The organism is Nocardioides daeguensis (assembly GCF_019192965.1).
GTDB lineage: Bacteria > Actinomycetota > Actinomycetes > Propionibacteriales > Nocardioidaceae > Nocardioides > Nocardioides daeguensis.
The window spans coordinates 74,755-99,414 of sequence record NZ_JAHTKU010000016.1 but is presented as its reverse complement, the minus strand read 5'-3'; the positions used below and the strand labels follow the sequence as shown (position 1 = coordinate 99,414).

Below are 24,660 nucleotides of genomic sequence, written 5' to 3'. Positions count from 1 at the left end.
ATGCACGATGAGTGGATCGCGGGCGACCGCCGCTACCTGTCCGAAGGATCCATGGCGAAGCTCTACGAGACCAGCGATACTGACCCCGTCGCCGCCATCGAGAGCAGCGACACGTAGGCACCGAGGACCACCTCAAGCCCACCACCCCACGGGGCTCTGTCCTTGGCGGAAACCACCTAGCGAGGAGAGGCGATCGGTCCGGTGCGGCCGGTTGGGTTCCGGCGTTGCAGCGAGCCACTCCCCCCTACAGTCCCGCTATCACCCGATCTCGGACAAAAACCAAAGCCCTTCAGAAATGAAGGAAACCGCAGGCTGAGAGGCTGTCGCACGAATCTCTGGCGGGTCACAGTCGCCCCCGCTGGGCGTTCCTTCCCCGGGGCCGGGAACCCCCCTCAGGCCAGCCGGTAGACCTTGAGCAGGTTGTGGGTGGCGCAGATGAGCTTCCACTCGCTGTCTGCGGCCGTGAGTCCTCGTCGGGCGATCGTCCTGATGCCTCGGTTGTGCTTGATCTGGGCGAAAACGGGCTCGATGCTCGGTGCTCGTTTCTTATAGGTGCTCCGACCGTGCGGGGTGTCGAGCTTGGCGATCATCGTGGTGGTCAGCGGATCCGGGTCACCGGCTCGACGGCGGCGTAGGAGCTGGTTGACCCGGGCTCTGGTGACCCCGAGTTGCTCGGCTGCGGCGAGCGTGTCGAGTTCGCCGGTCTGCACGCGGTCGAGGACCTCGGTGCGTGCCTGCTCGCTCTCGGCGATCTTCTTCAGTTGCCGAGCACGTCCGGGCGCGATGAACGACTCGACTCCCTTCAGGGCCACGTTGTCGACACTCCAGTAGCCGGCATCGGCCACGACTCGGCGCACCCGGCGTCGTTCCCCGGCGGCCTTCAGGTTGGTCTTCGCGGCCGCGACCATCGGCGCATACGCCGGTGCGTCCATCGCCAGGTTGGTGGCTTCGGCAGCGATGACGAACTGGTCGGCGGTCGACACAGCTTGGACGTTGTAGCCCTGAACGTAGCCGTCCTTGGTCTTCAGCAGACGACTGTCTGGGTCGGTGACATTGGCCCGCTGACGTGACTTGTGTGTTGCCGATCCCGGCGTGGGGCGGCGACCTCGGATCGGCTTGCCCGTGGCCGCTTCCTTCTCAGCCCGCCTAGCGAGGTGTGCTTCGTAGGACTTCTCTGCGGCCTCCGCTTCAAGTTCGTCGAGCAGGGCACGCAGGCGGGCGCGGCGCCCGCTTCGATTGCCCAGGCCACCGTCGGCGTCGCCGTGGTGATCGCTGCGGTCGGCCTCTTGCGCAGCGTCTTCGGCCGCATCCGTGGCATCGGCTTCGGCGAGGATCTCTGCGGCGATCTGCTCGGCGGTCATGCTCGCGTCACGCGAAGCGTTGGCATTGAGCTTGGTGCCGTCGATTGCGATCAACCCCGGCCGGAGCAGTCCAGCGCGGGCGCACAGAGCGAGAACCTGGCCGAACAAGCCCGCGATAGCCGTCTCATGGGTCGCCCGGAACCGGGCGATAGTGGCGTGGTCGGGCTGCTGGTTTGCCGCGACGACACGGAAGGCGACGTCCTCGACCAAGCGCTTCTCGATCCTGCGGCTGGACCGTTCACCCACGCTGTAGGCGTACACGAGAAGCGCCAGCATCATCTGCGGGTCGTAGGCCGCGCCGCCCCGGCCATCAGCTCGATATCCAGCCAGGAACGCGGACAGATCGAGCTCGGCGACGACGTCGATGACGAACCAAGCCAAGTGACCTTCGGGCAGCCACTCCGCCACCGACGGCGGCATCAGCAGCAGTTGCTCACGATCGACAGCAGCGAAGTTGTAGGCCACGGCTCAGTATTTCGACTCGGTCGCCGAGCCACCATCCGCAACGCCGCATCGGCCTGGTTCGTGCGACAGCCTCCTGACCTGCGGTTTCTCTGGTGGAGCCTAGGGGACTCGAACCCCTAACCCCCTGCTTGCAAAGCAGGTGCGCTACCAATTGCGCCAAGGCCCCTCACCCGGCCGTACGACGACCGGGGGGTGATTCAGTTCTTGGGGAGGGTGTCGGTGGCCTCGGCCCAGAGGGCCTGCTCGGCCTTGCTCTCCTGGAGCTTCTTGCCGGCGAGGACGACGCCGACGAGCCCGAAGACCGCGAGAAGAATCTTCTTCATGAACCGCTCCTTCTTCGAAGAAGCCCCGGTCCGCGGTGACCGCGGCCGGGGCTTTCCGTGGGCCTAAGAGGACTTGAACCTCTGACCCCCACATTATCAGTGTGGTGCTCTAACCGTCTGAGCTATAGGCCCGGGTGACTCGCCGATCTGGGTGGAAGCCCCTCGGCAGCGAGCCGAGGACAGACACTACCGGAGGGGGCTTGTGGGGGACAAAACGGGGCGGCTCGATCGTCCTCGCCCAGCGGCTCGGACCACGCGACGAGCTCCCCTGGCGTCAGTTGTCCTCGGCGAGGGTGATCTCGACGCCGCCGAGGAGGGCGGCCGACATGTTGTAGAGGAAGGCGACCAGGGTGGCGGCCGCGGTGATCAGGACGACGTCGATGGCCGCCACGAGCATCGTGAAGCCCAGGACGCGACTGGTGCCGACGTAGTCCTCGATCCGGAAGGACGCCACGTCGTTGCCGCCGATGCCCTCCTGGATCGTGGAGTTGATCGAGTCCCAGACGCCGGCGGCGCCGAGCACCTGCCAGACCATCGCCACCGACACCACGGTGACGACGGCGAAGGCGATGGACAGCAGGAAGGACGTCTTCATCACCGACCACGGGTCGACGCGGGTCAGGCGCAGGCGCGCCCGGCGCGGGGGGCGACCCCGGACAGGCGCGCCCGGTACGGCGCCCGGGGCGGCCGGCGGGACGGGACCGGGCGCCGAGGGCGCGCCGGCAGGGCGGCCTGCGGCGGCCGCCGGCCGGACCACGGTGTCCTCGACGCGCTCGGTCATCAGATCTCACTCTCCCCGGCGGCCTCGTTCGTGCCCTCGGATCCCTCGATTGTGGCATCCGGAGCCTGAACCTGCGATTCCGTCGAGCCCTCGCCGGCACCCTCGGCACCGTCCACGGCACCATCCACGGCACCGTCCTCGGCGCCCTCCTCGTCGGCGTCCTTCGCCTCGACCGAGCGGGCGACGACGGCGACGGCGTCGCCCTTCTTCGGGCTGACGAACTTCACGCCCTGGGTGGCGCGGCCGGTGGGGCGGAAGTCGTCGTTGATCGGGCTGCGCACGACCTGGCCGGACTGGGTGATCGAGAGGACCTCGTCGCCGTCGACGACGATGAACGCACCGACGAGCGAGCCGCGCTCCTCGTTCTCCAGCTTCATCGCCTTCACGCCGAGACCGCCGCGGCCCTGGATCTTGTACTCCGAGATCCGGGTGCGCTTGGCGTAGCCGCCGTCGGTGATGGTGAAGACGTACTGGATGTTCTCGTCGCTCTCCTCCTGCGCGGCATCCGCAGCCCGGATCACCGTGAGGGAGAGGACGGCGTCACCGTCGCGGAACTTCATGCCCGTCACGCCGGAGGTGGCCCGGCCCATCGGGCGCAGCTGCTCGTCGTCGGCGCCGAAGCGGATCGACTGGCCCTTGCGGGAGACCAGCAGGATCGAGTCCTCGCTGGCCACCAGCTCGGCGCCGATCAGCTCGTCGTCGTCGTCGCGGAAGTTGATCGCGATGACGCCGGCCTGGCGCGGGCTGTTGTAGTCGCCGAGCCGGGTCTTCTTGACCAGGCCCTTCTTCGTGGCGAGGACGAGGTACGGCGCCTGCTCGTAGTCGCGGATCGCCAGCACCTGCGCGATCGACTCGTCGGGCTGGAACGACAGCAGGCCGGCGACGTGGCCGCCCTTCGCGTCGCGCGAGGCCTCGGGCAGGTTGTAGACCTTGGTCCGGTAGACCCGGCCGGCCGTCGTGAAGAACAACAGCCAGTGGTGCGAGGTGGTCGAGATGAAGTGGTCGACCACGTCGTCGCCGCGCAGCGAGGCGCCGCGCACGCCCTTCCCGCCGCGCTTCTGCGTGCGGTACTGGTCGGCGCGGGTCCGCTTGGCGTAGCCGCCGCGGGTGATCGAGACGACCTGGTCCTCGTCGGGGATCAGGTCCTCCATGGACATGTCGCCGGCGGCCGCGATGATCTGGGTACGACGGTCGTCGCCGTACTTCTCGACGATCTCGCCGAGCTCGTCGACGACGATCTGCCGCTGGCGCGCGACGTTCGCGAGGATGTCCTTGAGGTCGGCGATCTCGAGCTCGATGGCGGCGAGGTCGTCGATGATCTTCTGGCGCTGCAGGGCGGCGAGGCGGCGCAGCTGCATCTCGAGGATGGCGTCGGCCTGGAGCTCGTCGACGTCGAGCAGCTCCATCAGGCCCTGGCGCGCCTCGGCCACGTCGGGCGAGCGCCGGATGAGGGCGATCACCTCGTCGAGCATGTCGAGGGCCTTGACCAGACCACGCAGGATGTGGGCCCGCTCCTCGGCCTTCTTCAGCCGGAACTCGGTACGACGACGGATGACGTCGACCTGGTGCTCGACCCAGTTGCTGATGAACTGGTCGATGGTCAGCGTGCGCGGCACGCCGTCGACCAGGGCCAGCATGTTGGCCGAGAAGTTGGTCTGCAGCTCGGTGTGCTTGAGCAGGTTGTTGAGGACGACGCGGGCGACCGCGTCGCGCTTGAGCACGATGACGATCCGCTGACCCACGCGCGACGACGTCTCGTTGCGGACGTCGCTGATGCCCTGCACCTTGCCGGCGTCGGCGAGCTCGGCGATCTTCACCAGCAGGTTGTCGGGGTTGACCATGTAGGGCAGGTCGGTGATCACCAGGACGGTACGACCCGACTTGTCCTCGTCGACCTCGATGATCGCGCGCTGGGTGACCGAGCCGCGCCCGGTGCGGTAGGCCTGCTCGATGCCCTCGCGGCCCACGATGAGCGCGCCGTTGGGGAAGTCGGGGCCCTTGATCCGCTCGAGGAGCGCGTCCTGCAGCTCCTCGCGGGTGGCGTCGGGGTGCTCGAGCGCCCAGGTGGCGCCGGCCGCGACCTCACGCAGGTTGTGCGGCGGGATGTTGGTCGCCATGCCGACCGCGATGCCGGCGGAGCCGTTGACCAGCAGGTTGGGGAACCGGGCCGGCAGGATCGTCGGCTCCTCGGTCTTCCCGTCGTAGTTCGGGGTCATGTCGACGGTCTCTTCGTCGATGTCCCGGACCATCTCCATGGCCAGCGGCGCCATCCGGCACTCGGTGTACCGCATGGCCGCGGCCGGGTCGTTGCCCGGCGAGCCGAAGTTGCCCTGGCCGGCGACCAGCGGGTTGCGCATCACCCATGGCTGCGCGAGGCGGACCAGGGTGTCGTAGATCGCGGTGTCGCCGTGGGGGTGGTAGTTACCCATCACGTCGCCGACGACGCGGGCGCACTTGTTGAAGCCGCGGTCGGGGCGGTAGCCGCCGTCGTACATGGCGTAGAGGACGCGGCGGTGCACGGGCTTGAGGCCGTCGCGCACGTCGGGCAGCGCGCGACCGACGATGACCGCCATCGCGTAGTCGATGTAGGAGCGCTTCATCGACTCCTGCAGGTCGACGGGCTGGATCCGGCCACCACCGTCGCCGTTGTCGTAGGAGGTGTCCGTAGGCGTCTCAGTCACGATTGCTCTTTCTGCTTCGATCTATCGATATCTAGGGTTGGGGTTAGAGACCTAGATATCGAGGAATCGGACGTCCTTGGCGTTGCGCTGGATGAAGGAGCGGCGCTGCTCCACGTCCTCGCCCATCAGGATCGAGAAGATCTCGTCGGCCTGCGCCGCGTCCTCCAGGGTCACCTGCAGCAGCACCCGCTGGGCGGGGTCGAGCGTGGTCTCCCACAGCTCGTCGGCGTTCATCTCGCCGAGACCCTTGTAGCGCTGGATCGGCGCGTCCTTGGGCAGCTTCTTGCCCTGCTCGAGACCGTCGCGCATGACCGCGTCGCGCTCGGCGTCGGAGTAGACGAACTCGTGCTCGTGCGGCTTGTTCCACTTGATCCGGTACAGCGGCGGCTGGGCGAGGTAGACGTGGCCGGCGTCGATGAGCGGGCGCATGAACCGGAACAGCAGGGTCAGCAGCAGGGTGTTGATGTGGTGGCCGTCGACGTCGGCATCAGCCATCAGCACGATCTTGTGGTAGCGCAGCTTGGCGAGGTCGAACTCCTCGTGGACGCCCGTGCCGAGCGCCGAGATGATCGCCTGCACCTCCTGGTTGGCCAGGACCTTGTCGATGCGCGCCTTCTCGACGTTGAGGATCTTTCCGCGGATCGGAAGGATCGCCTGGATCCGGTTCTCGCGGCCCATGACCGCCGAGCCGCCGGCCGAGTCACCCTCGACGATGAAGACCTCGCACTCCTCCGGGTTGCGCGAGCTGCAGTCGCGCAGCTTGCCCGGGAGGCCGCCGCCGCCGAGCAGGCCCTTGCGGTTGCGGGCCAGGTCGCGGGCCTTGCGGGCCGCGATCCGCGCGGTCGCCGCGGCCTGCGCCTTGCGGATGACCTCCTTGCCCTCGTTGGGGTTCTGCTCCAGCCAGGCGCCGAGCTGGTCGTTGACGACCGACTGCACGAAGCCCTTCGCCTCGGTGTTGCCGAGCTTGGCCTTCGTCTGGCCCTCGAACTGCGGGTTGGAGATCTTCAGGCTGATGATGGCGGTGAGACCCTCGCGGATGTCGTCACCGGTCAGCCGGTCCTCCTTCTTCTTGATCAGGCCCCACTCCTCGCCCCACCGGTTGACCAGTGAGGTGAGCGCGGCGCGGAAGCCCTCCTCGTGGGTGCCGCCCTCGGGGGTGTTGATCGTGTTGGCGAAGGTGTGGACCGACTCGTTGTACGACGACACCTGCCACTGCATGGCCAGCTCGAGGCTCATCGGGTTGGGCACGTCGTCGCCGGTGTCGGCCTCGGCCGCGATGATCGAGCTGACGGTGGTCTTGTTGCGGTTGAGGAAGTCGACGTAGTCGGCCAGGCCCCGCTCGTACTGGAAGACCTGCTCGAGCGCCTTGTGCCCGTCGACGTCGACCGCGTGGACCGAGCCGGCTGCTGCCGTGGACGGCGCGACGCCGGCGTCGTCGGACCCGGTGCCGTCCTCCACCGCGTCGGCGATCTCCTCGGCCTTGGGCCGGGCGTCGCGCATCTCGATCCGCAGGCCCTTGTTGAGGAAGGCCATCTCGCGGAACCGGGTCGAGATGGTCTCGAGGTTGTAGTCGGTGGTCTCGAAGATCTCGGGCGAGGCGAACCAGGTGACCGTCGTACCGGTGCGCTCGCCCTCCTCCAGCGGGCGCACCTGGCGCAGGTCGAAGTCGGGGACCCCGAGGGAGAAGTCCTGCTCCCACAGGTAGCCGCGGTTCTTGATCTCCAGGCGCAGCCTCGTGGACAGCGCGTTGACGACCGACGAGCCGACGCCGTGCAGACCGCCGGAGACCTTGTAGCCGCCGCCGCCGAACTTGCCGCCCGCGTGCAGGACGGTGAGCGCCAGCGTCGCCGCCGGGAGCTCCTGGCCGGGAGCGGTGTCGGTCGGGATGCCGCGACCGTTGTCGGACACGCTGACCGAGCCGTCGGCGTTGAGCGAGACCTTGATCGTGTCGCAGTGGCCGGCGAGCGCCTCGTCCACCGCGTTGTCGACGATCTCCCAGATCAGGTGGTGCAGGCCACGCTCGCCGGTCGAGCCGATGTACATGCCCGGGCGCTTGCGGACCGCCTCGAGGCCCTCGAGGACCTGGATCGCCGAGGCGTCGTACTCGCCCGTCGTCGCGGGGACCTGGGGCTCGACCTCGGGGGACTGGTCGTCAGTGGACACGCGGGACCTCATTCACTTGGTCGTTCGGGGCACGCCCGTCCCCGACTTTTGTCGAAGGCATGGCGAAGGCCGAGCATGGCGTCCCGAGACGCGTTCCCGGCCGATGCCCCATTCTAGCCGTCTGAGGGCCCCAGGACACGCGTGGCGGCGCCGTCGGGGGACAACGGCGGGTGAAATGTGGTCGCAGGCGGCCCAGAAACGGCGATCGGAGCGCCGAACGGGGGTGTCGATGAGCCCCAGTACGACGCCCGGGTCCCCGGTCAGCCGTAGGTGTCGCGCGGGCCGCGGCTGCCGGGGGCCTTGCGCCGGCCGTGCTTCCAGCTCGGCGCGTGCGGCCCGAGCACCTCCACGACCGTGACCGTGCCGTCGCCCAGCTCCTCGTTGAGGCGGCGCACCACCGTCGAGGCGAGCAGCTTGAGCTGGGTGGCCCAGGCGGTCGAGTCGGTACGGACGACGAGGACGCCGTCGGTCAGCGACTCCGGCGTGCTGTGGGCGCCGATCTCCGGGCCGACGATCTCGGCCCAGCGGGCGAAGACGCCCCGCACCTGCAGGTCGAGGCCCCAGCCGCGCCCGTCGATCAACCGCCCCACCTCGCTGCCGAGGCCCTGGGGGTCGCGCCCGTCGGGATGGGCACCGCTCAGCTGGGGGTCGTTCCGGCTCCCGCGCCGCCGGAAGGCGGCGAACGCGGAACCGGACCCACCCGTGCCGGGACCGACGCGGGGCAGGCGCCGCGCGGGCGTCGTACTGGAGCCGGCAGTGCCGAGCATCTGCGAACGGGCCAGGTCGAGACCGTCGGGGCGGTGCTCCTCCCCGGGCTCGACGGCGTCGGCCGCCACGGGCTGGTCGGGCCGGTCGGGCTGGTCCGCCTGGTCGGGCAGGTCAGACACGGGTCACCTCCCCCGCGGCGACGTGGAAGGTGACCCCGGCCAGCTGCGCCGGGACGTCGGCCGGCACGGCCGCGGTCACCAGCACCTGCTCGGCACCGGCCACCAGCTCGGCCAGCTGGACCCGGCGCTCGGCGTCGAGCTCGGCGAAGACGTCGTCGAGGACCAGGATCGGGTCGTCGCCGTCGGCCCGCAGCAGGTCGTACGACGCCAGCCGCAACGCCAGCGCGAACGACCACGACTCCCCGTGGCTGGCGTACCCGCGCACCGGCAGCCGCTGGTCGTCGCCCGGGCCGAGGGTGAGCAGCAGGTCGTCGCGGTGCGGGCCGACCAGCGTCACGCCGCGGCCGATCTCGTCGGACTGCCGGCGCGCCAGCTCGGCCCGGAAGGCCTCCTCGGTCGGCTCCGCGACGTTCGGCTCGTAGCTGATCCGGGCGTCGTCGCGCGACGCACCGCGGGCCACCGCCTCGTACGCCTTCCCCACGTACGGCGCCAGCTCGGCGCTCAACGCCAGCCGGGCCGCGAGCAGCTCGGTGCCGGTCGTGACCAGGTGGTCGTCCCACACCGCCAGCGTCGCGAGGGCCGCGTCGCGGCTCGACCCGCGGGCGGCGTACAGGGTCTTGAGGAGGGTGTTGCGCTGCTTGAGCACCCGCTCGTAGTCGGCGATCAGGCCGGCGTAGCGCGGGGTGCGCAGCACCAGCAGGTCGTCGAGGAAGCGACGACGACCACCGGGGTCGCCCTTGACGAGGGCGAGGTCCTCGGGACTGAACACGACGGTGCGCACGATGCCGGCGAGCTCGCGCACCCGCGGCAGGGGTGAGCGGTTGATCCGCGCGCGGTTGGCCTTGCCGGGGTTGAGCTCGACCTCGAGCACCGCGGTGCGACCCTCGCGGACGACGGCCGCCCGGATCACCGCCTGGCCGGCGCCGGCCCGGATCAGCGGGGCATCGGTCGCCACCCGGTGCGACGAGAGCCGCGAGAGGTAGTCGACCGCCTCCACCAGGTTGGTCTTGCCCTGACCGTTCGAACCGACGAACGCCGTGACGCCGGGTTCGAGCTCGACGTCGACGTCGGCGTACGACCGGAAGTCGTGCAGGCTCAGCCGTGCGACGTGCACGTCCTCACCTCCCCCGCTGCGCTCACGTGACGATTCTCCCCCAACGCGCTCGGCGAAGTGCGTTTGGACACCGCCGCAGAACCCTAGGCTGAGGCGCATGACGCAACCACCCACCCCTCCCTACGGCGCTCCCGACCCCTACGGCCAGCAGCCCCATCAGCCGCAGCAGCCGCCGGCCGGCTACGGCGCGCCGATGGCCGGGCCGTTCTTCATCAGCTACCTCGGCCAGGAGCAGGGCCCGATCGACTTCGGCCAGCTCGCCCAGATGGCGGTCTCCGGCCAGCTCAAGGCCGACACCGCGGTCCGCACCGCCGACAGCCAGCAGTACGTCCTCGCCAAGGACGTGCCCGGGCTGTTCTCCGACAAGGAGTGGGTGATGACGCTGATCTTCACCTGGGTGCTCGGCAGCCTCGGCATCGACCGCTTCTACCTGGGCTACACCGGTCTGGGCATCGCCAAGCTGCTCACCTGCGGCGGGCTCGGCATCTGGGCGCTCATCGACGCCATCTTGATCACCCTGCGCAAGGTTCCCGACGCCCAGGGCCGCCCGCTGCGCTGACCATCCGAACCGTGTCCACCACCCACGCGCCGGCGACCCGGCGGCTCGCCACCTCCGAGGTGGTCGCAGCCGTCGGCGTCGCCGCGCTGGGTGTGGGCACCCTGCTCTCCCCCGAGCACATCGAGGATGGGCCGGTCATCTGCCCGTTCCGCCGGATGACCGGGCTGCCGTGCCCCGGCTGCGGCCTGACCCGGTCCTGGACCTACCTCGTCCACGGCTGGTGGCGCGACGCCTTCACCGCCCACCTCTTCGGGCCGCTGCTCGCGGCCTTCGTGCTGGCACTCGCCGTCGTCGTCGTCCGCAACCGGGTACGACGGACCGCGGCTCCCTCCTTCGACCGGGTCGTCAGGCACCCGCTCGCGGTCGCCGTGATCGTCGCGTGGCTCGGCTGGGCCGTGGTCCGCGCGTTCGTCGCGCTCTGACTCGTCCGCGCAACCGCTCGCTCAGGCGTCCGGGTTGGCCTCGCCGCCCGGCGGCGGCTCGGTGTGCACGGCGTGCCCGCCGAACTGGTTGCGCATCGCCGCGATCGCCTTCATCGCCGGGCTGTCGGCCTGCCGCGAGGTGAACCGGGCGAACAGCGAGGAGGCGATGACGTGCATCGGCACGGCGTTGTCGATCGCGGCCTGCACCGTCCAGCGGCCCTCGCCCGAGTCGTCGGCGTACCCGCGCAGCGCCTCGAGGTGCTCGTCGTCCTCGATCGCCTCGGTAAGCAAGTCGAGCAGCCAGGACCGGATCACGGTTCCGTGGCGCCAGGACTCGAAGATCGCGGGCACGTTCTCGACGATGTCGACCTTCTCGAGCAGCTCCCAGCCCTCGGCGTAAGCCTGCATCATCGCGTACTCGATGCCGTTGTGGACCATCTTCGCGAAGTGGCCGGCACCGGGGGTCGGTCCGGCGTGGACCGCCCCGCCGTCCTCGGGCTTGAGGGCGTCGAAGGCCGGCTGGACCTTGGCGATGTCGTCGGGCGATCCGCCGTACATGAGCGCGTAGCCGTTCTCGAGGCCCCAGACCCCGCCGGAGACGCCGCAGTCGACGAAGCCGATGCCCTTCTCGGCGAGCGAGGCGGCGTTGACCGCGTCGTCGGTGTACTTGGAGTTGCCGCCGTCGACGACCAGGTCGCCCTCGCCGAGGAGATCCTTGAGCTCCGCGATCGTCGAGCGGGTCGGGTCGCCGGCGGGCACCATCACCCACACCACCTTCGGCGCCCCGTCGACGCCGAGCGCCTCGACCATCGCCGCCAACGAAGGGACGTCGGCCAGCTCGGGGTTGCGGTCGTAGCCGACCACGGTGTGGCCGGCGTTGCGCAACCGGGTGCGCATGTTGCCGCCCATCTTTCCGAGTCCGACGAGTCCGATCTGCACGGCGGTGCTCCCTTTGAGTGGCGGTCCGAGTGGCGGTGCGGGGATCAGCTGAGCAGGCGGCGCGGCATCAGCAGGTAGCGGAACGAACTGCCGTCCTCGGCGTCGTTCTCGTCGCCGGTGCCGCTGATGACGACCGGCTTCGAGGCCTGCGTGAAGGCCAGCTCGACGACGGCCTGGTCGATGGCGGTGAGCCCGTCGAGCAGGAAGTTCGGGTTGAAGCCGGTGACCAGGTCGTCGCCCTCGATCTCCGCGGGCACCGACTCGGAGGCCTGGGCGTCGTCACCGGAACCGGCGTCGAGGATCAGGGCACCATCGCGGAAGCTCAGCTGGACCGCGGTGTTGCGGTCGGCGACGAGCGAGACGCGCTTGACCGACTCGATCAGCTCCTGCCGGTCGATCCTCGCGACCGTGAGCTTCTCGTTGGGGAACAGGCTGCGCACCTTCGGGAACTCGCCGTCGAGCAGGCGGGTCGTGGTGCGTCGTACGCCGCCGGGGCCGGTGCCCTCGAAGCCGATGATGCCGTCGCCCGCGCCGGAGGCGGAGAGCGCGATCGTCACCTCGGGGCCCGCGGTGAGCGACTTCGCCGTGTCGCCGAGGACCTTGGCCGGCACCAGGGCGGCGAGGGTGGCGTCGGGGGTGCCGGGGTTCCAGGTCAGCTCGCGCTGCGAGAGGCGGAACCGGTCGGTCGCGAGCAGCGCGATCGTCGAGCCGTCGATCTCGAGGCGGACACCGGTCAGCACCGGGAGCATGTCGTCGCGGCCGGCGGCAGTGACCGCCTGGGCGACGGCGTGCGCGAAGGCCTCGCTCGGGACGGTGCCGGTGGCGGCCGGCATCTCGGGGATCGTCGGGTAGTCCTCGACCGGCAGCGTCTGCAGGGAGAACCGGGACGAACCGCAGGTCAACGACACCCGGGCCCCGTCGAGCACCAGGTCGACCGGCTTGTTGGGGAGGCTGCGGCAGATGTCGGCGAGCAGGCGGCCGCTGACCAGCGCCCGGCCCTCGTCGCTCACCTCGGCGGCAAGGGTCGCGCGTGCGGAGGTCTCGTAGTCGAACGTCGAGAGCACCAGGCCCTCGTTCCCGGCCTCGATGAGGAGTCCCGCAAGCACGGGCGCGCTGGGCCGGACGGGCAGGCTGCGCGCAGCCCAGGCGACGGCGTCGGCGAGGACGTCGCGGTCGACACGGAACTTCACGTCGTCGTACCTCTCACGTGATGGGTGGGAGTTGCATCCTGCCACGTCGTCCCTGAGGTCGGCATGGGGAGGGAGCGAAGAGGGATTGATCCACAGATCGGGGGTCCGGAGGAGTTCCGGCGATCGAGGTCCGCATGGAGTCAGGGAGTGGTCATAGCGGTGGTGGAAACTGTGGAGAACCGGTGTTTCCGCAGGTGAACGGCGATGTGACCGGTGGATGACGGTTGTGGACGAGATCGGGAATCACAAGGATCGATGTGGACCACGGAGCCGGTGTGGAGGGCCGCGTCGGCGCCTCCACGGAATCCTCCCCGTGTAGTTCGCACAGTTCCGTGGGCTTTGTCCACAGGCCCGGGGTCGTGCGCCGGCTGTGGCGCGGCTCCCGGGCGTCGCGCGTCGTCAGCCCTGGCGGGCCTGCATCTTGACCCGGTTCGTCAGCTCGCTGACCTGGTTGAAGACGGCGCGACGCTCGCCGAGGAGCTGGTTGATCTTCCGCTCGGCGTACATGACGGTCGTGTGGTCGCGGTTGCCGAACTGGGCGCCGATCTTCGGCAGCGACAGACCGGTGAGCTCGCGGCACAGGTACATGGCGATCTGCCGGGCCATCACCAGGTGGCGGCCGCGGCTCGGGCCGGTGAGCTCGTCGATCGAGAGCCCGAAGTACGCCGCGGTCTGGGCGATGATCAGCGACGCGGTGATCTCGGGCTCGCCGCCCTCGGGGATGAGGTCCTTGAGCACGATCTCGGCCAGCGTCATGTCGACGTCTTGCCGGTTGAGGTTGGCGAACGCCGTCACCCGGATCAGGGCGCCCTCGAGCTCGCGGATGTTGGTCTGGATCTTCGAGGCGATGAACTCGAGCACGTCGGAGGGTGCCGTGAGGCGGTCCATCGCGGCCTTCTTGCGAAGGATCGCGATCCGGGTCTCGAGGTCGGGCGGCTGCACGTCGGTGATCAGGCCCCACTCGAACCGGTTGCGCAGCCGGTCCTCGAGCGCCTCGAGCCGCTTGGGCGGGCGGTCGGAGGTGAGCACGATCTGCTTGTTGGCGTTGTGGAGGGTGTTGAAGGTGTGGAAGAACTCCTCCTGGGTCTGGGTCTTGCCCTCCAGGAACTGGATGTCGTCGATGAGCAGGACGTCCACGTCGCGGTACTTCCGCTTGAACCGGTCCTGCCGGTCGTCGCGGATCGCGTTGATGAACTCGTTGGTGAACTCCTCGCTGGAGACGTAGCGCACCTTGGAGCCGGCGTAGATCGTGCGCACGTAGTGGCCGATCGCGTGCAGCAGGTGGGTCTTGCCCAGGCCGGACTCGCCGTAGACGAGCAGTGGGTTGTAGCTGCGGCCGGGGGCCTCGCTCACCGCGACCGCGGCGGCGTGGGGGAACCGGTTGGAGGAGCCGATGACGAAGGTCTCGAACGTGTACTTGGGGTTGAGCCGCGACTCGCCGCTCGGGGTCGCCGGGGTCGCCGGCGGGACCGGCGCGCTGAGCGGGGGCGCCAGGTCGGGCACGCGAGGCGATGAATCGACAGGTGGATTTGTCGACATGGCGACATGTCGATCCTGCGGCTCGCTCAAGGCGACGTCCTCGCGCGGGCGCTCGAACGCCGGCGGGGTCTCGAACGCGTCGTACGCCGGCCCGTCGGCGTAGGACGAGGAGGGCCCCTGGTCCGCGCCGAGCTCGTGGCGCAGCGAGCTGTCGACGGTGACCGCGAGCTGGACCTCGTGACCGAAGCGCTCGGTCAGCGCGTCCTCGAGCTCGCCGCGCAGCCGGCCCTCGAGGCGCTTGCGGGTGAAGTCGTCGGGGACGGCGACGATGGCGGTGCTGCCGTGCAGGGTCACCGGGCGGCTGGCCTGCAGCCACGCGCGCTGGTGGGTCTGCAGCTCACCGACGACCGTCGTCCACTCCTGGACGAGGCGCGCCGTCGCGGGATCGACGGGAGGAGTGTCCGGGGCGGTGCTGCTCGAGGTGTCGGTCTCGTCTCGGGGCTGATCCGGGTAGCCGGTCACGCCACTCCCTCTCGCTCGTCTGTCTGCCGGAGCCGGAACGCGTCGGGCGGGCGACGCTGGCTCCACAGGTTTGTCCACAGGTTGTGAACTCTTGCATCATCGGGCTGACAATGCCGAACCGAGGCCTGTCCGGTCAGCCCTGGTCGAGGCGTTTGCGCAGGTCAGCGGCCATCTCCCGAGAAGGAGAGGGCAACTGTGCGGCATCCGTCGACCAAGGCGGCCGGCACCGGCGGGGAATCCCGGATCCGTCGAACCTAACCCGTCCGGAGGCCGGCGATCAACCCGCTATCCACAGGTTGTGACGTCGCCGACCTCCGGCGTGCGTCGCCGCCGTCCGGACGCCGCCGGTTTGACCCCCGATCCGGCCTCCGCGTACCGTTGATTGGTCAACCGGTGTCGACCGGTGCCGCATGTCCACGACGCCCCGGATCTCACCGGTCATCGTGGCTGCGCGGTGCCGGCCGACGTGCTGTGCGGCTCCAGACCGGAGCTGGCTCCCGGCTGCCGGAGACCCTTCCCGACATCTGCATCATCCTGAGAGGCCGATCGTGAGCAAGCGGACGTACCAGCCCAACAACCGTCGTCGCCACAAGGTGCACGGTTTCCGACTGCGCATGCGCACCCGCGCCGGTCGCGCCATCCTGGCGAACCGTCGCCGGAAGGGCCGCTCGAGCCTGTCCGTCTGAGGACGGACCAGCGTGTCCGCCCAGCGGTTCCCGTGGGGCTGACGTGCTCGCTGCCGACCAGCGGCTGAGCGAACCGGACCTGTTCCGGGCCGCCAGCCGCAAGGGTCGTCGTGCCGGCTCGCGAACCCTCGTCGCCCACCTGCTGCTCCCCGACGAGCAGCAGGTTGTCGGCATGTCCGGGGACGGTGGGCGTGGGGCACGGCCCGCTCGGGTCGGTTTCGTGGTCAGCAAGGCCGTCGGCAACGCCGTCGTCCGCAACCGCGTGAAGCGCCGGCTGCGGCACGCCGTGCGACCGGCGCTCGCGGACCTGCCCGCGGGGGCGGTCCTCGTCGTGCGCGCACAGGCAGCCGCGGCGCAGGCGTCGTACCCGGAACTGGGGGCCGACCTCGCACGTTGTCTGGACCGCGTGGCGACCCACGCCCCGGCCGTCGGCGAGGAGGCGCGATGAAGTGGTTGCTCATCGGTCTGGTGCGCGGCTACCAGCTGCTCATCAGCCCGCTGCTGGGTCCGACCTGCCGCTACTACCCGTCGTGCTCGGCGTACGCCGTCCAGGCGCTCCAGGTGCACGGCGCGGTCAAGGGCAGCTGGCTGGCTGCCCGCCGGCTGCTGCGCTGCCACCCCTGGTCCCCCGGTGGCGTCGACCACGTCCCGCCGCGACGTCGACCCCGGCACGAGCACGCGCACGACGAGCACGGGCACGACGAGCACTCCACCACGCGCGCTGAGCGCACCACCGAACTCCGCTCGGCGACCGCCGGGCGTCACCCCTTCCAGCAAGGAGCCTGATTCGTGGGCATCATCGGCGACATCGGCCACTTCATCATGGTGCCGCTGTACTACATCATCTCGGCGGTGCTCCTCGCCTGGCACAAGCTGTTCACCGTCCTCGGGCTCGACCCTGACGGCGGCATGTCCTGGGCGCTGTCGATCATCGGTCTGACCCTGGTCATCCGCGCGGCGCTGATCCCGCTGTTCGTCAAGCAGATCAAGTCCAGCCGCAACATGCAGCTGCTGCAGCCCAAGGTGAAGGAGCTGCAGAAGAAGTACGGCCACGACCGGCAGAAGCTGGCCGAGGAGACGATGAAGCTCTACAAGGACGCCGGGACCAACCCGTTCGCGTCCTGCCTGCCGATCCTGCTGCAGATGCCGATCTTCTTCGCCCTCTTCCGGCTGCTGTCCGGGGCGACCAAGAGCGACAAGCCGCACGGCTTCCTGACCGTCGAGAAGGCCCATCAGTTCGGCGAGTCGAAGCTCTTCGGCTCGCTGCCGATCAACGGCAACTTCTGGGAGTCGCGCACCTGGGGCGACGACCCCAACGCCGCCGTCATGATCGTCGCCGCGATCCTAGTGCTGGCGATGACCGCGACCACCTTCATCACGCAGCGTCAGCTGATGGCCAAGAACATGCCCGCCGAGGCGATGAGCGGCCCGTACGCGCAGCAGCAGAAGATGCTGCTCTACATCCTCCCGGTGGCCTTCGGCCTCGGCGGTATCGCGTTCCCGATCGGTGTCCTCCTCTACTGGACGACCTCGAACCTGTGGACCATGGGCCAGCAGTTCTACGTCATCCGCAACAACCCGGCGCCCGGCACCCCCGCCTTCAAGGCCAAGCAGGACCGCGACAAGGCCAAGGCCGCCCGCCACGGCCACACCGCGACCGAGACCATCGTCGAGGCCGCTCCGGAGCCGGAGCAGCGCCCCAGCACCCGCCAGCAGCCCAAGCGGCAGAGCCGGGCGCAGCGCAGGACCACGCCGAAGCCGGGCGGCGACGCCGCCGGCGGAGGCACCAAGAACCCGTCGGCCGACCGGGAGAGCTACGACCCCGAGGCCGGAACCGAGAAGAGCGAGGGAGACACCAAGTGAGCGCCGAGACCGAGACCGAGACCGGTACCGAGGCCGAGACCGAGGAGACGGCGGCCGCCGCCGACGTGGCCGACGACCTCCAGGACGAGACCCCCGCCGCCGAGGGTGAGCGCATCTCTCGCCTCGAGCACGAGGGCGACATCGCCGCCGACTACCTCGAGGAGCTCCTCGACATCGCCGACCTCGACGGCGACCTGGACATCGACGTGGAGGCCGACCGGGCCGCTGTGTCGATCGTCGGTGCCGACCTGACCCAGCTCGTCGGTCGCGATGGCAAGGTGCTCGAGGCGCTGCAGGAGCTGACCCGGCTGGCTGTCTACCGGGAGACCGGCGAGCGTTCGCGGCTGATGCTCGACATCTCGGGCTACCGCGCCGACAAGCGCACCCGGCTGACCAAGCTCGGTACCGAGACGGCCGCCGAGGTCGCGAAGTCCGGTGAGCCGGTCTCGCTGGAGCCGATGTCCCCCTTCGAGCGGAAGATCGTGCACGACGCCGTCGCGGCCGCCGGCCTCCGCTCGGAGTCCGCCGGTGTGGAGCCGCGGCGCCACGTCGTGGTCCTGCCGGCCTGACGTCGCGCTGTCGACGTTTCACGTGAAACACGACGACGACACCACACCCCCGGTGTCCCCCGGTCCACAGGACCGGGTGGACCCGGGGGTGCTGCGTGCTGCCCTCCCCGCTCCCCCGGCGGTCCTGGCGGAGGTCTTCTCCGCTGACCGCCTCGATCTCGTGCTGGCGTACGCCGACCTGCTGGCGACCGACGGTGTCGTCCGCGGCCTGATCGGCCCCCGCGAGACACCCCGGCTCTGGGAGCGCCACCTGATCAACTGCGGCCTGCTAGCCGCGGCCCTGCCTGCCGACGCCACCGTCGCCGACGTCGGGTCCGGAGCGGGCCTGCCGGGCCTGGTGCTCGCGATCGCCCGCCCGGACCTGCGAGTGACCCTGATCGAGCCGTTGCTGCGCCGCACCACCTTCCTCGAGGAGGCCGTCGAGCGGCTCGGCCTCGACAACGTCACCGTGGTCCGCGGCCGTGCGGACGCCCTCCACGGAGTCGCCACGTACGACGTCGTCACCGCGCGCGCCGTGGCTGCGCTCGACAAGCTCGCGACCTGGTGCATGCCACTGGTCGCCCCCGACGGTGCCCTGCTCGCCATGAAGGGCACCAGTGCCCTCGCGGAGGTCGCGGAGGCCGCGAAGACCACCCGGTGTCTCGGCTGTGCCCCGGCCGTCGTGGAGGAGCTCGGCGCGGAGCTCGCCGCCGACGGCGCCGTCGAGCCGATCCGCATCGTCCGCCTGTCGTGGGCCGACCCGGCCCGCGTATCGTTGCCGCTTCGTGCGCAGCGCGCTCCTCGCGGAGCGCGTGGAGGTTCGTCGCGAAGGAAGAGGAGGAAGTCGTGAGTGACTCGTTGGGTCCCGGTCCCGGGTTTTCCACCGGTCCGGAGCCGACTGCTGAGCGTGAGTCTCCACAGAACGCCCCTAGTTATCCACAGGCTAGCCCGGAAGGGACCGTCGTGACCGAGGACCATGTTTCACGTGAAACCGACGCCGCGACGGGAGGCGTTTCACGTGAAACGCCTCCCGTAGCGCCGTCGGCGCCGCTGACCGCCGCCCAGCTCGCCGAGCGGGCGGCCGGGTTCGACGACGACCTCACTCCCCTCGCTCGTGCCGCCCAGGCGACCGTCATGGTCCGGGCGGGGATCCCGCAGGAGCAGCTGAGCCGACCGCAGGAGACGCGCGTCTTCGTGGTGGCCAACCAGAAGGGCGGCGTCGGCAAGACGACGTCCACGGTCAACCTCGCCGCCGCCCTCACGCAGCTCGGGCAGCGGGTCCTGGTCATCGACCTCGACCCCCAGGGCAACGCGTCGACCGCGCTCAACATCGAGCACCGCCAGGGCACGCCCTCGTCCTACGAGCTGCTCGTCGACGGCGTCGCGATCGCCGACATCTCCCAGCCCTGTCCGGACGCGTCCGGTCTGTGGGTGGTCCCGGCGACCATCGACCTCGCCGGCGCCGAGATCGAGCTGGTCAGCGTCGTGGCCCGCGAGCAGCGGTTGAAGAAGGCGCTCGACGCCCACCCGCGGATCGGCACCGCTGCCGAGGTCGGCGAGGACCGCTTCGACTACGTGTTCATCGACTGCCCGCCCTCGCTCGGCCTGCTCACCCTGAACGCGCTCGTGGCGGGCGCCGAGATGCTCATCCCGATCCAGGCGGAGTACTACGCCCTCGAGGGCCTCGGCCAGCTTCTCGCGACGGTCGACATGGTGCGCGCGCACCTCAACCCCGAGCTCGCGGTGTCGACCATCGTGCTGACGATGTACGACGCCCGGACCCGGCTCGCGGCCGGCGTCGCGACCGAGGTGCGCGAGCACTTCGGCGACCAGGTGCTGAAGACCGCGATCCCGCGCTCGGTGCGGGTGTCCGAGGCGCCGTCCTACGGCCAGACCGTGATGACCTACGATCCGGGTTCGCCGGGCGCGCTCAGCTACCTCGAGGCGGCGCGCGAGATCGTCGTCCGAGGGAGTCTCTCGTGAACGCCCAAGCCCCCCGTCGCGGTCTCGGCCGCGGTCTCGGCTCGCTCATCCCCACCGCCCCGCCGGCGCCGGTACCTGCCCCGACCGAGGGCGCCGATGTCAACCGGAACGCCCAGGATGCGGACTTTGCCGCTGGAGCCGCTTCCAGCGCATCGGCGGGCCCCAGGTCCACCCCGCCTGCGAACGGCGCTCAGATCGCGAATTCGGGTCTGCAGCCCGTCGATGGTGCCTACTTCGCCGAGCTGCCCGTCGGGCAGATCTCGCCGAACGCGGTCAACCCGCGGACGGTCTTCGACGAGGAGGCGATGGCCGAGCTGGTCCACTCCATCAAGGAGATCGGCCTGCTCCAGCCCGTCGTGGTCCGCAAGACGGGCACCGACGCCTATGAGCTGGTCATGGGTGAGCGGCGCTGGCGCGCGACCCAGCTCGCCGGCCTCACCACGATCCCCGCGATCGTGCGCGAGACCGACGACACCGACATGCTCCGGGATGCTCTGCTCGAGAACCTGCACCGCAGCAACCTGAACCCCCTCGAGGAGGCGGCCGCCTACCAGCAGCTGCTCGAGGACTTCTCCTGCACGCACGACGAGCTCGCCCAGCGGATCGGTCGCTCCCGCCCGCAGATCAGCAACACGCTGCGGTTGCTCAAGCTCTCCCCCGCCGTCCAGCGCCGGGTCGCCGCCGGCGTCTTGTCGGCCGGCCACGCGCGGGCGCTGCTGGGCGTCGGCGATGCCGACCAGCAGGACCGGCTGGCCCAGCGCGTCGTCGCTGAGGGGATCTCGGTGCGCGGCCTCGAGGAGATCGTCGCGGTCGGCGACGGGACCACGGCGCCGGCACCTCGCCCGCGCCGGGCCAAGCCCAAGGCCCCTGGTCTCGGTGAGCTGTCCGAGCGTCTCGGCGACCGGTTGGAGACGCGGGTCAAGATCGACCTCGGCAAGGCCAAGGGCAAGATCTCCATCGAGTTCGCCAACACCGGCGACCTGCAGCGAATCGTCGACCTGATCGACCCGCGCAACCGGGCCGACCGCCCGATCTGACGCGCCGATCCCGGGAACGGGGCGCGAACGCTTCGGCGCTCGCGCCCCGTTTGCACGTGGAACGCCGCTCGCGTGCGCCCGCGACGCTCTCCCGCCGGCGTCGTGGGGACGCCGCCTCCCCTCCCGAGCCTCAGCGGAGCGATGGGGATTTGTCGACAAAGCGACAGACCGACATAGCGATATATCGCCGAGTCGACCTGGCGGGGTGCCGCGGAGCGGGAGCGTCGGCCACCACGGGGCCCGTCCCACCAGCGGGGTCACCAGCTCCGCGGGCAGCTCCGCGGTCACGTTGGGTGCTTAAGGCGCCCGACGACGGCGCGGTGCCGATGTTCCACGTGGAACATCCGCCGCGAGGCTGCAGGCCGTGGCCTCGGTGGCCGGCGGGTCGTCGAGGACCGCGCCGGCCCAGATCCGGGTCAGCCGGCGTTCTTCTCCGCGGCCTTCGCGGCCCGCTTGGCGGCGCGGGCGCGCAGCTCGGCCTTGTCGAGGGCGGCGGCCTCGTCGGGCGTGGGTGCGGAACCACCGAACCGCGCCGGCGTCCACCAGCTGCCCGGCGCCTTCTCGGCCTCCGGGTACTCCGCGATGACCTCGTCGAGCATCCGCTGCATCACCCTGCGCAGCTCGGCGGTCTCGGCGTCGACGTCCTCTCCGGTGGGGTACATCGGCTCGCCGACCTTGACGATGATCGTCTTGGCCGAGCGGGAGAAGTCCTTGGGGTGGTCCTTGGTCATCAGCCGGTGGGCGCCCCACACGATGACCGGGATGAGCGGCACGCCGGCGTCGGCGGCGATCCGGGCCGCGCCGGACTTGAGCTCCTTGATCTCGAAGGAGCGGGAGATGGTCGCCTCGGGGTAGATGCCGACGACCTCACCGGCCTCGAGGTAGCTGAGCGCGTCCTTCATCGCCTGCACGCCCGAGGACCGGTCGACGCGGATGTGGTGGAAGGACCGGAGCAGGTGACCCACGCCCGGCGCGTCCATCATCTCCTTCTTGATCATGAACCGGACCAGCCGCTTGCGCGGCTCGGCGCCCGCGCCGGCGTAGATGAAGTCGATGTAGCCGGTGTGGTTGATCGCCATCAGCGCGCCGCCCTTGCGGGGCACGTTCTCGGAGCCGGACACGATCACCCGCTGCCGCATCAGCTTGAACAGCACCTTGGCGGTGAGGATGACGGGCGGGTACGTGATGTCGAGCATGACGAGAGTCTGTCAGGCGCGTGGGGCGGATCAGCGCCGGGCCGCGAGGAATTCCGCGATCCGGCCGATCGCCTCCTCGAGCATCTCGACGTCGGGCAGCGCGACGAGGCGGAAGTGGTCGGGCTCGAACCAGTTGAAGCCGGTGCCGTGGGTGACCAGGATCTTCTTGGCCCGCAGCAGCTCGATCACGAACGCCTCGTCGTCCTCGATCGGGTACATCTCCGGGTCCAGGCGCGGGAAGCAGTACAGCGCACCGCGCGGGCGGACGGAGGTGACGCCGGGGATCTCGTTGAGCAGCTTGTCGGCGAGCATCGCCTGCTCGTAGAACCGGCCGCCGGGGACGATCAGCTCGTTGATGGACTGGTAGCCGCCGAGCGCGGTCTGGATCGCGTGCTGGGCCGGGACGTTGGCGCACATGCGCATGTTGGCGAGCGTGGTGAGGCCCTCGATGAAGTCCTCGGCGATCTCCTTGGGGCCCGAGATCATCACCCAGCCGGCGCGGTAGCCGCACACCCGGTAGGCCTTGGACAGGCCGCTGAAGGTCAGGCAGAGGACGTCGTTGCCGGCGGCCGTCGCCGCGTGGTGGTGCACGGCGTCGTCGAAGAGGATCTTCTCGTAGATCTCGTCGGCGAACACGACCAGGTGGTGGCGCCGGGCGATGTCGACCAGTTGGGTGACCATCTCCTTGCTGTAGACCGCACCGGTGGGGTTGTTGGGGTTGATGATGACCAGGCCGTGGGTGTTCTCGGTGATCTTCGACTCGATGTCCTCGAGGTCCGGCATCCAGCCGTTCTCCTCGTCGCACCGGTAGTGGACCGGCGTACCGCCGGACAGCGACACCGCGCCGGTCCACAGCGGGTAGTCCGGCGCCGGGACGAGGATCTCGTTGCCGTCGTCGAGGAAGGCCTGGAGCACCATCGAGATCATCTCGGAGACGCCGTTGCCGATGAAGACGTCCTCGACGGCGGTGTCCCTCAGGCCGCGCCACTGGTAGTACTGCGCGACCGCGGTACGGGCGGAGTAGATGCCGCGGGAGTCGGAGTAGCCCTGGGCATCGGGCAGGTTGTGCACCATGTCGGCCACGATCGCCTCGGGTGCCTCGAAGCCGAACGGTGCCGGGTTGCCGATGTTGAGCTTGAGGATCTTGTGACCCTCGGCCTCGAGGCGCTGGGCCTCGACGAGGATCGGTCCCCGGACGTCGTAGCGGACGTTGCGGAGCTTCTGGCTCTGGCGGATCTTGCGCACGAACCACATTCTCTCAGGTCAGCGCCACCGGTTTCCCCCGCGCTCACCGACGTACCATCGAAGCCGTGGCCCGGACCACGGTCCCCCTCACGCTCGACCTGCTCGGCGACCTGTTCGATGACGCGGACGCGCCGTGCCGGACCTGTCTGTTCTGGGAGCGGGAGCCGGTGCACCGCCAGCGCCTCGACGCCGAGGAGCGCGCGGCCGAGAAGGAGGCCTGGGTCTCGGAGGTGCTGCGTGAGTGGGGGTCCTGCGGCCGGGTCGCGCTCGTCGACGGGCGGCCGGTCGGGTACGTCGTCTACGCGCCCGCGTCCTACGTGCCCGGGGCGGCGGCCTTCCCCACCGCGCCCGTCTCCGCGGACGCCGTGCTGCTGACGACCGTCTGGGTGCGCCCGGAGCACACGCGCGGCGGCATCGGGCGGCTGCTGGTGCAGGGCATGGCCCGCGACCTGGTCGGGCGCGAGGGCATCCGCGCCGTGGAGGCGTTCGCCCGCACCGGCCGCCTCGGGCCGGGCCGGATCCCGGAGTGCGTCGTCCCCGCGGAGTTCCTCGCGCGGGTCGGCTTCAAGACCCAGCGCGCGCACCCGCGCACCCCGCGGATGCGGATGGAGATGCGCTCGCTGGTGACCTGGCGCAGCGAGGTCGAGGCGGCGTGGGAGCGGCTCGTGGGCGCCGTACGCCGGCCCAAGCAGGCCGCGACCCCGGTCAGCCGCCGCTGAGCGGCCCCGCCGCAGCGGCGAACAGGTCGCGACGTCCGGGGACCGGCGGGACATGAGCGGGAAGTGAGCGGGAAATGAGCAAGCCCCCGGCCGTGGGCCGGGGGCTTGCTCGGGGGAACGTCAGTTGATGAAGTCGGCGAGCTCGTTGAGGATCGCGGCCTTCGGCCGGGCGCCGACGATGGTCTTGACGACCTCGCCGCCCTGGTAGACGTTGATGGTCGGGATGCCGGTGACCCGGTACGACGCGGGGGTGACCGGGTTCTCGTCCACGTTCATCTTGAAGAAGGTGATCTTGTCGCCGTGGGCGCCGGCGATCTCATCGAGGATCGGGGCGACCTGGCGGCACGGACCGCACCACTCGGCCCAGAAGTCCACGAGGACGGGCTTGTCGGACTTGAGAACCTGCGCGTCGAACTCGGCGTCGGTCACGGCGGAGATGTTGTCGGCCACTGGGGGCCCCCTTCGGGAACTTGGTTGAACGTAACGTCTGTGGACTT

24 protein-coding genes and 2 tRNA genes are annotated in these 24,660 nt (G+C 70.0%); 11 read left to right on the top strand and 15 right to left on the bottom strand.

The features are described from left to right. Positions 1-392 precede the first annotated feature (392 nt). The 9 genes from KU893_RS13640 to recF form a co-directional block, all read right to left on the bottom strand. On the bottom strand, positions 393-1,826 hold the full coding sequence (locus tag KU893_RS13640) for an IS1182 family transposase (RefSeq protein ID WP_218234910.1): 1,434 nt from the start codon (positions 1,824-1,826) through the stop codon (positions 393-395). Between the two features lie 90 nt (positions 1,827-1,916). Then, positions 1,917-1,992, bottom strand: a tRNA-Ala gene (locus KU893_RS13635). Positions 1,993-2,023: 31 nt separating this feature from the next. Next, the gene (locus KU893_RS13630) at positions 2,024-2,149 is read right to left on the bottom strand and encodes a DLW-39 family protein (protein ID WP_218234909.1); all 126 of its coding nucleotides are present in this window, start codon (positions 2,147-2,149) and stop codon (positions 2,024-2,026) included. Positions 2,150-2,207: 58 nt separating this feature from the next. Next, positions 2,208-2,281: transfer RNA gene (locus tag KU893_RS13625), tRNA-Ile, on the bottom strand. A 142-nt stretch (positions 2,282-2,423) separates the two neighbouring features. Further along, entirely contained in the window at positions 2,424-2,930 is a 507-nt protein-coding gene (locus tag KU893_RS13620) for a DUF3566 domain-containing protein (protein WP_218234908.1), read from the bottom strand. Continuing rightward, complete coding sequence (gyrA, locus tag KU893_RS13615) at positions 2,930-5,611, bottom strand: DNA gyrase subunit A (RefSeq protein ID WP_257441429.1); 2,682 nt, start codon at positions 5,609-5,611, stop codon at positions 2,930-2,932. Before gyrA ends, KU893_RS13620 begins: the two co-directional genes overlap by 1 nt. 51 nt (positions 5,612-5,662) lie before the next feature. Further along, complete coding sequence (gene gyrB, locus KU893_RS13610; RefSeq protein ID WP_218234907.1) at positions 5,663-7,786, bottom strand: DNA topoisomerase (ATP-hydrolyzing) subunit B; 2,124 nt, start codon at positions 7,784-7,786, stop codon at positions 5,663-5,665. Between the two features lie 248 nt (positions 7,787-8,034). Next, a complete protein-coding gene (locus KU893_RS13605) occupies positions 8,035-8,661 on the bottom strand; it encodes a DciA family protein (protein ID WP_257441428.1) in 627 nt (208 codons plus the stop codon). Then, positions 8,654-9,775 carry a DNA replication/repair protein RecF gene (gene recF / locus KU893_RS13600; protein WP_218234906.1) on the bottom strand — a complete coding sequence of 374 codons (1,122 nt, stop codon included), beginning with the start codon at positions 9,773-9,775 and terminating at the stop codon, positions 8,654-8,656. The genes KU893_RS13605 and recF overlap by 8 nt, the downstream gene beginning before the upstream one ends. Before the next feature lie 97 nt (positions 9,776-9,872). Here recF and KU893_RS13595 point away from each other — a divergent pair, with 97 nt between their 5' ends. Both KU893_RS13595 and KU893_RS22795 read left to right on the top strand, forming a co-directional pair. Beyond that, entirely contained in the window at positions 9,873-10,334 is a 462-nt protein-coding gene (locus KU893_RS13595; protein ID WP_246592604.1) for an NINE protein, read from the top strand. A gap of 11 nt (positions 10,335-10,345) precedes the next feature. After that, positions 10,346-10,756 (top strand): DUF2752 domain-containing protein, encoded by a 411-nt coding sequence (locus KU893_RS22795; RefSeq protein ID WP_218234905.1) that lies wholly within the window; start codon positions 10,346-10,348, stop codon positions 10,754-10,756. 21 nt (positions 10,757-10,777) lie between these two features. Here the strand turns inward: KU893_RS22795 and gnd are convergent, their stop codons facing one another. From gnd to dnaA, 3 genes are all read right to left on the bottom strand, one after another. Then, complete coding sequence (gene gnd, locus KU893_RS13585; protein WP_218234904.1) at positions 10,778-11,695, bottom strand: phosphogluconate dehydrogenase (NAD(+)-dependent, decarboxylating); 918 nt, start codon at positions 11,693-11,695, stop codon at positions 10,778-10,780. Positions 11,696-11,739: 44 nt separating this feature from the next. Next, entirely contained in the window at positions 11,740-12,885 is a 1,146-nt protein-coding gene (gene dnaN / locus KU893_RS13580) for a DNA polymerase III subunit beta (RefSeq protein ID WP_218234903.1), read from the bottom strand. A gap of 399 nt (positions 12,886-13,284) precedes the next feature. Further along, a complete protein-coding gene (gene dnaA / locus KU893_RS13575) occupies positions 13,285-14,760 on the bottom strand; it encodes a chromosomal replication initiator protein DnaA (protein ID WP_372449704.1) in 1,476 nt (491 codons plus the stop codon). Positions 14,761-15,434: 674 nt separating this feature from the next. Here dnaA and rpmH point away from each other — a divergent pair. From rpmH to KU893_RS13535, 8 genes are all read left to right on the top strand, one after another. Further along, positions 15,435-15,572, top strand: a complete 138-nt coding sequence (gene rpmH, locus KU893_RS13570) for a 50S ribosomal protein L34 (RefSeq protein WP_075018668.1) — start codon at positions 15,435-15,437, stop codon at positions 15,570-15,572. A 43-nt stretch (positions 15,573-15,615) separates the two neighbouring features. Beyond that, a complete protein-coding gene (rnpA, locus tag KU893_RS13565) occupies positions 15,616-16,020 on the top strand; it encodes a ribonuclease P protein component (RefSeq protein WP_218234902.1) in 405 nt (134 codons plus the stop codon). Beyond that, positions 16,017-16,358 (top strand): membrane protein insertion efficiency factor YidD, encoded by a 342-nt coding sequence (yidD, locus tag KU893_RS13560; RefSeq protein WP_218234901.1) that lies wholly within the window; start codon positions 16,017-16,019, stop codon positions 16,356-16,358. The genes rnpA and yidD overlap by 4 nt, the downstream gene beginning before the upstream one ends. A 3-nt stretch (positions 16,359-16,361) precedes the next feature. After that, complete coding sequence (yidC, locus tag KU893_RS13555; protein WP_218234900.1) at positions 16,362-17,435, top strand: membrane protein insertase YidC; 1,074 nt, start codon at positions 16,362-16,364, stop codon at positions 17,433-17,435. Further along, a complete protein-coding gene (locus KU893_RS13550) occupies positions 17,432-18,004 on the top strand; it encodes a Jag family protein (RefSeq protein ID WP_218234899.1) in 573 nt (190 codons plus the stop codon). Before yidC ends, KU893_RS13550 begins: the two co-directional genes overlap by 4 nt. A 52-nt stretch (positions 18,005-18,056) precedes the next feature. Then, a complete protein-coding gene (gene rsmG, locus KU893_RS13545) occupies positions 18,057-18,833 on the top strand; it encodes a 16S rRNA (guanine(527)-N(7))-methyltransferase RsmG (protein ID WP_308167223.1) in 777 nt (258 codons plus the stop codon). A gap of 113 nt (positions 18,834-18,946) precedes the next feature. After that, positions 18,947-19,966, top strand: coding sequence for a ParA family protein (locus KU893_RS13540; protein ID WP_372449701.1), 1,020 nt, complete (start codon positions 18,947-18,949; stop codon positions 19,964-19,966). Next, on the top strand, positions 19,963-21,003 hold the full coding sequence (locus tag KU893_RS13535; RefSeq protein WP_218234898.1) for a ParB/RepB/Spo0J family partition protein: 1,041 nt from the start codon (positions 19,963-19,965) through the stop codon (positions 21,001-21,003). Before KU893_RS13540 ends, KU893_RS13535 begins: the two co-directional genes overlap by 4 nt. Before the next feature lie 416 nt (positions 21,004-21,419). Here the strand turns inward: KU893_RS13535 and KU893_RS13530 are convergent, their stop codons facing one another. Both KU893_RS13530 and KU893_RS13525 read right to left on the bottom strand, forming a co-directional pair. Then, a complete protein-coding gene (locus KU893_RS13530; RefSeq protein WP_218234897.1) occupies positions 21,420-22,199 on the bottom strand; it encodes a lysophospholipid acyltransferase family protein in 780 nt (259 codons plus the stop codon). 30 nt (positions 22,200-22,229) lie between these two features. Continuing rightward, positions 22,230-23,444 carry a pyridoxal phosphate-dependent aminotransferase gene (locus KU893_RS13525; RefSeq protein ID WP_218234896.1) on the bottom strand — a complete coding sequence of 405 codons (1,215 nt, stop codon included), beginning with the start codon at positions 23,442-23,444 and terminating at the stop codon, positions 22,230-22,232. A gap of 65 nt (positions 23,445-23,509) precedes the next feature. Here KU893_RS13525 and KU893_RS13520 point away from each other — a divergent pair, with 65 nt between their 5' ends. After that, positions 23,510-24,163: a GNAT family N-acetyltransferase gene (locus KU893_RS13520; RefSeq protein ID WP_218234895.1), complete on the top strand. Its 654-nt coding sequence runs from the start codon at positions 23,510-23,512 to the stop codon at positions 24,161-24,163. A gap of 120 nt (positions 24,164-24,283) precedes the next feature. Here KU893_RS13520 and trxA read toward each other — a convergent pair whose 3' ends face one another. Beyond that, positions 24,284-24,613: a thioredoxin gene (trxA, locus tag KU893_RS13515; protein WP_273519786.1), complete on the bottom strand. Its 330-nt coding sequence runs from the start codon at positions 24,611-24,613 to the stop codon at positions 24,284-24,286. Between the last annotated feature and the right edge of the window lie 47 nt (positions 24,614-24,660).

Excerpts from the sequence above, each read along its gene's own strand:
- KU893_RS13630 (WP_218234909.1), bottom strand. The coding sequence starts at position 2,149 with ATGAAGAAGATTCTTCTCGCGGTCTTCGGGCTCGTCGGCGTCGTCCTC.
- KU893_RS13620 (WP_218234908.1), bottom strand. The coding sequence starts at position 2,930 with ATGACCGAGCGCGTCGAGGACACCGTGGTCCGGCCGGCGGCCGCCGCA.
- gyrB (WP_218234907.1), bottom strand. The coding sequence starts at position 7,786 with ATGAGGTCCCGCGTGTCCACTGACGACCAGTCCCCCGAGGTCGAGCCC.
- KU893_RS13595 (WP_246592604.1), top strand. The coding sequence starts at position 9,873 with ATGACGCAACCACCCACCCCTCCCTACGGCGCTCCCGACCCCTACGGC.
- yidD (WP_218234901.1), top strand. The coding sequence starts at position 16,017 with ATGAAGTGGTTGCTCATCGGTCTGGTGCGCGGCTACCAGCTGCTCATC.
- KU893_RS13530 (WP_218234897.1), bottom strand. The coding sequence starts at position 22,199 with ATGCTCGACATCACGTACCCGCCCGTCATCCTCACCGCCAAGGTGCTG.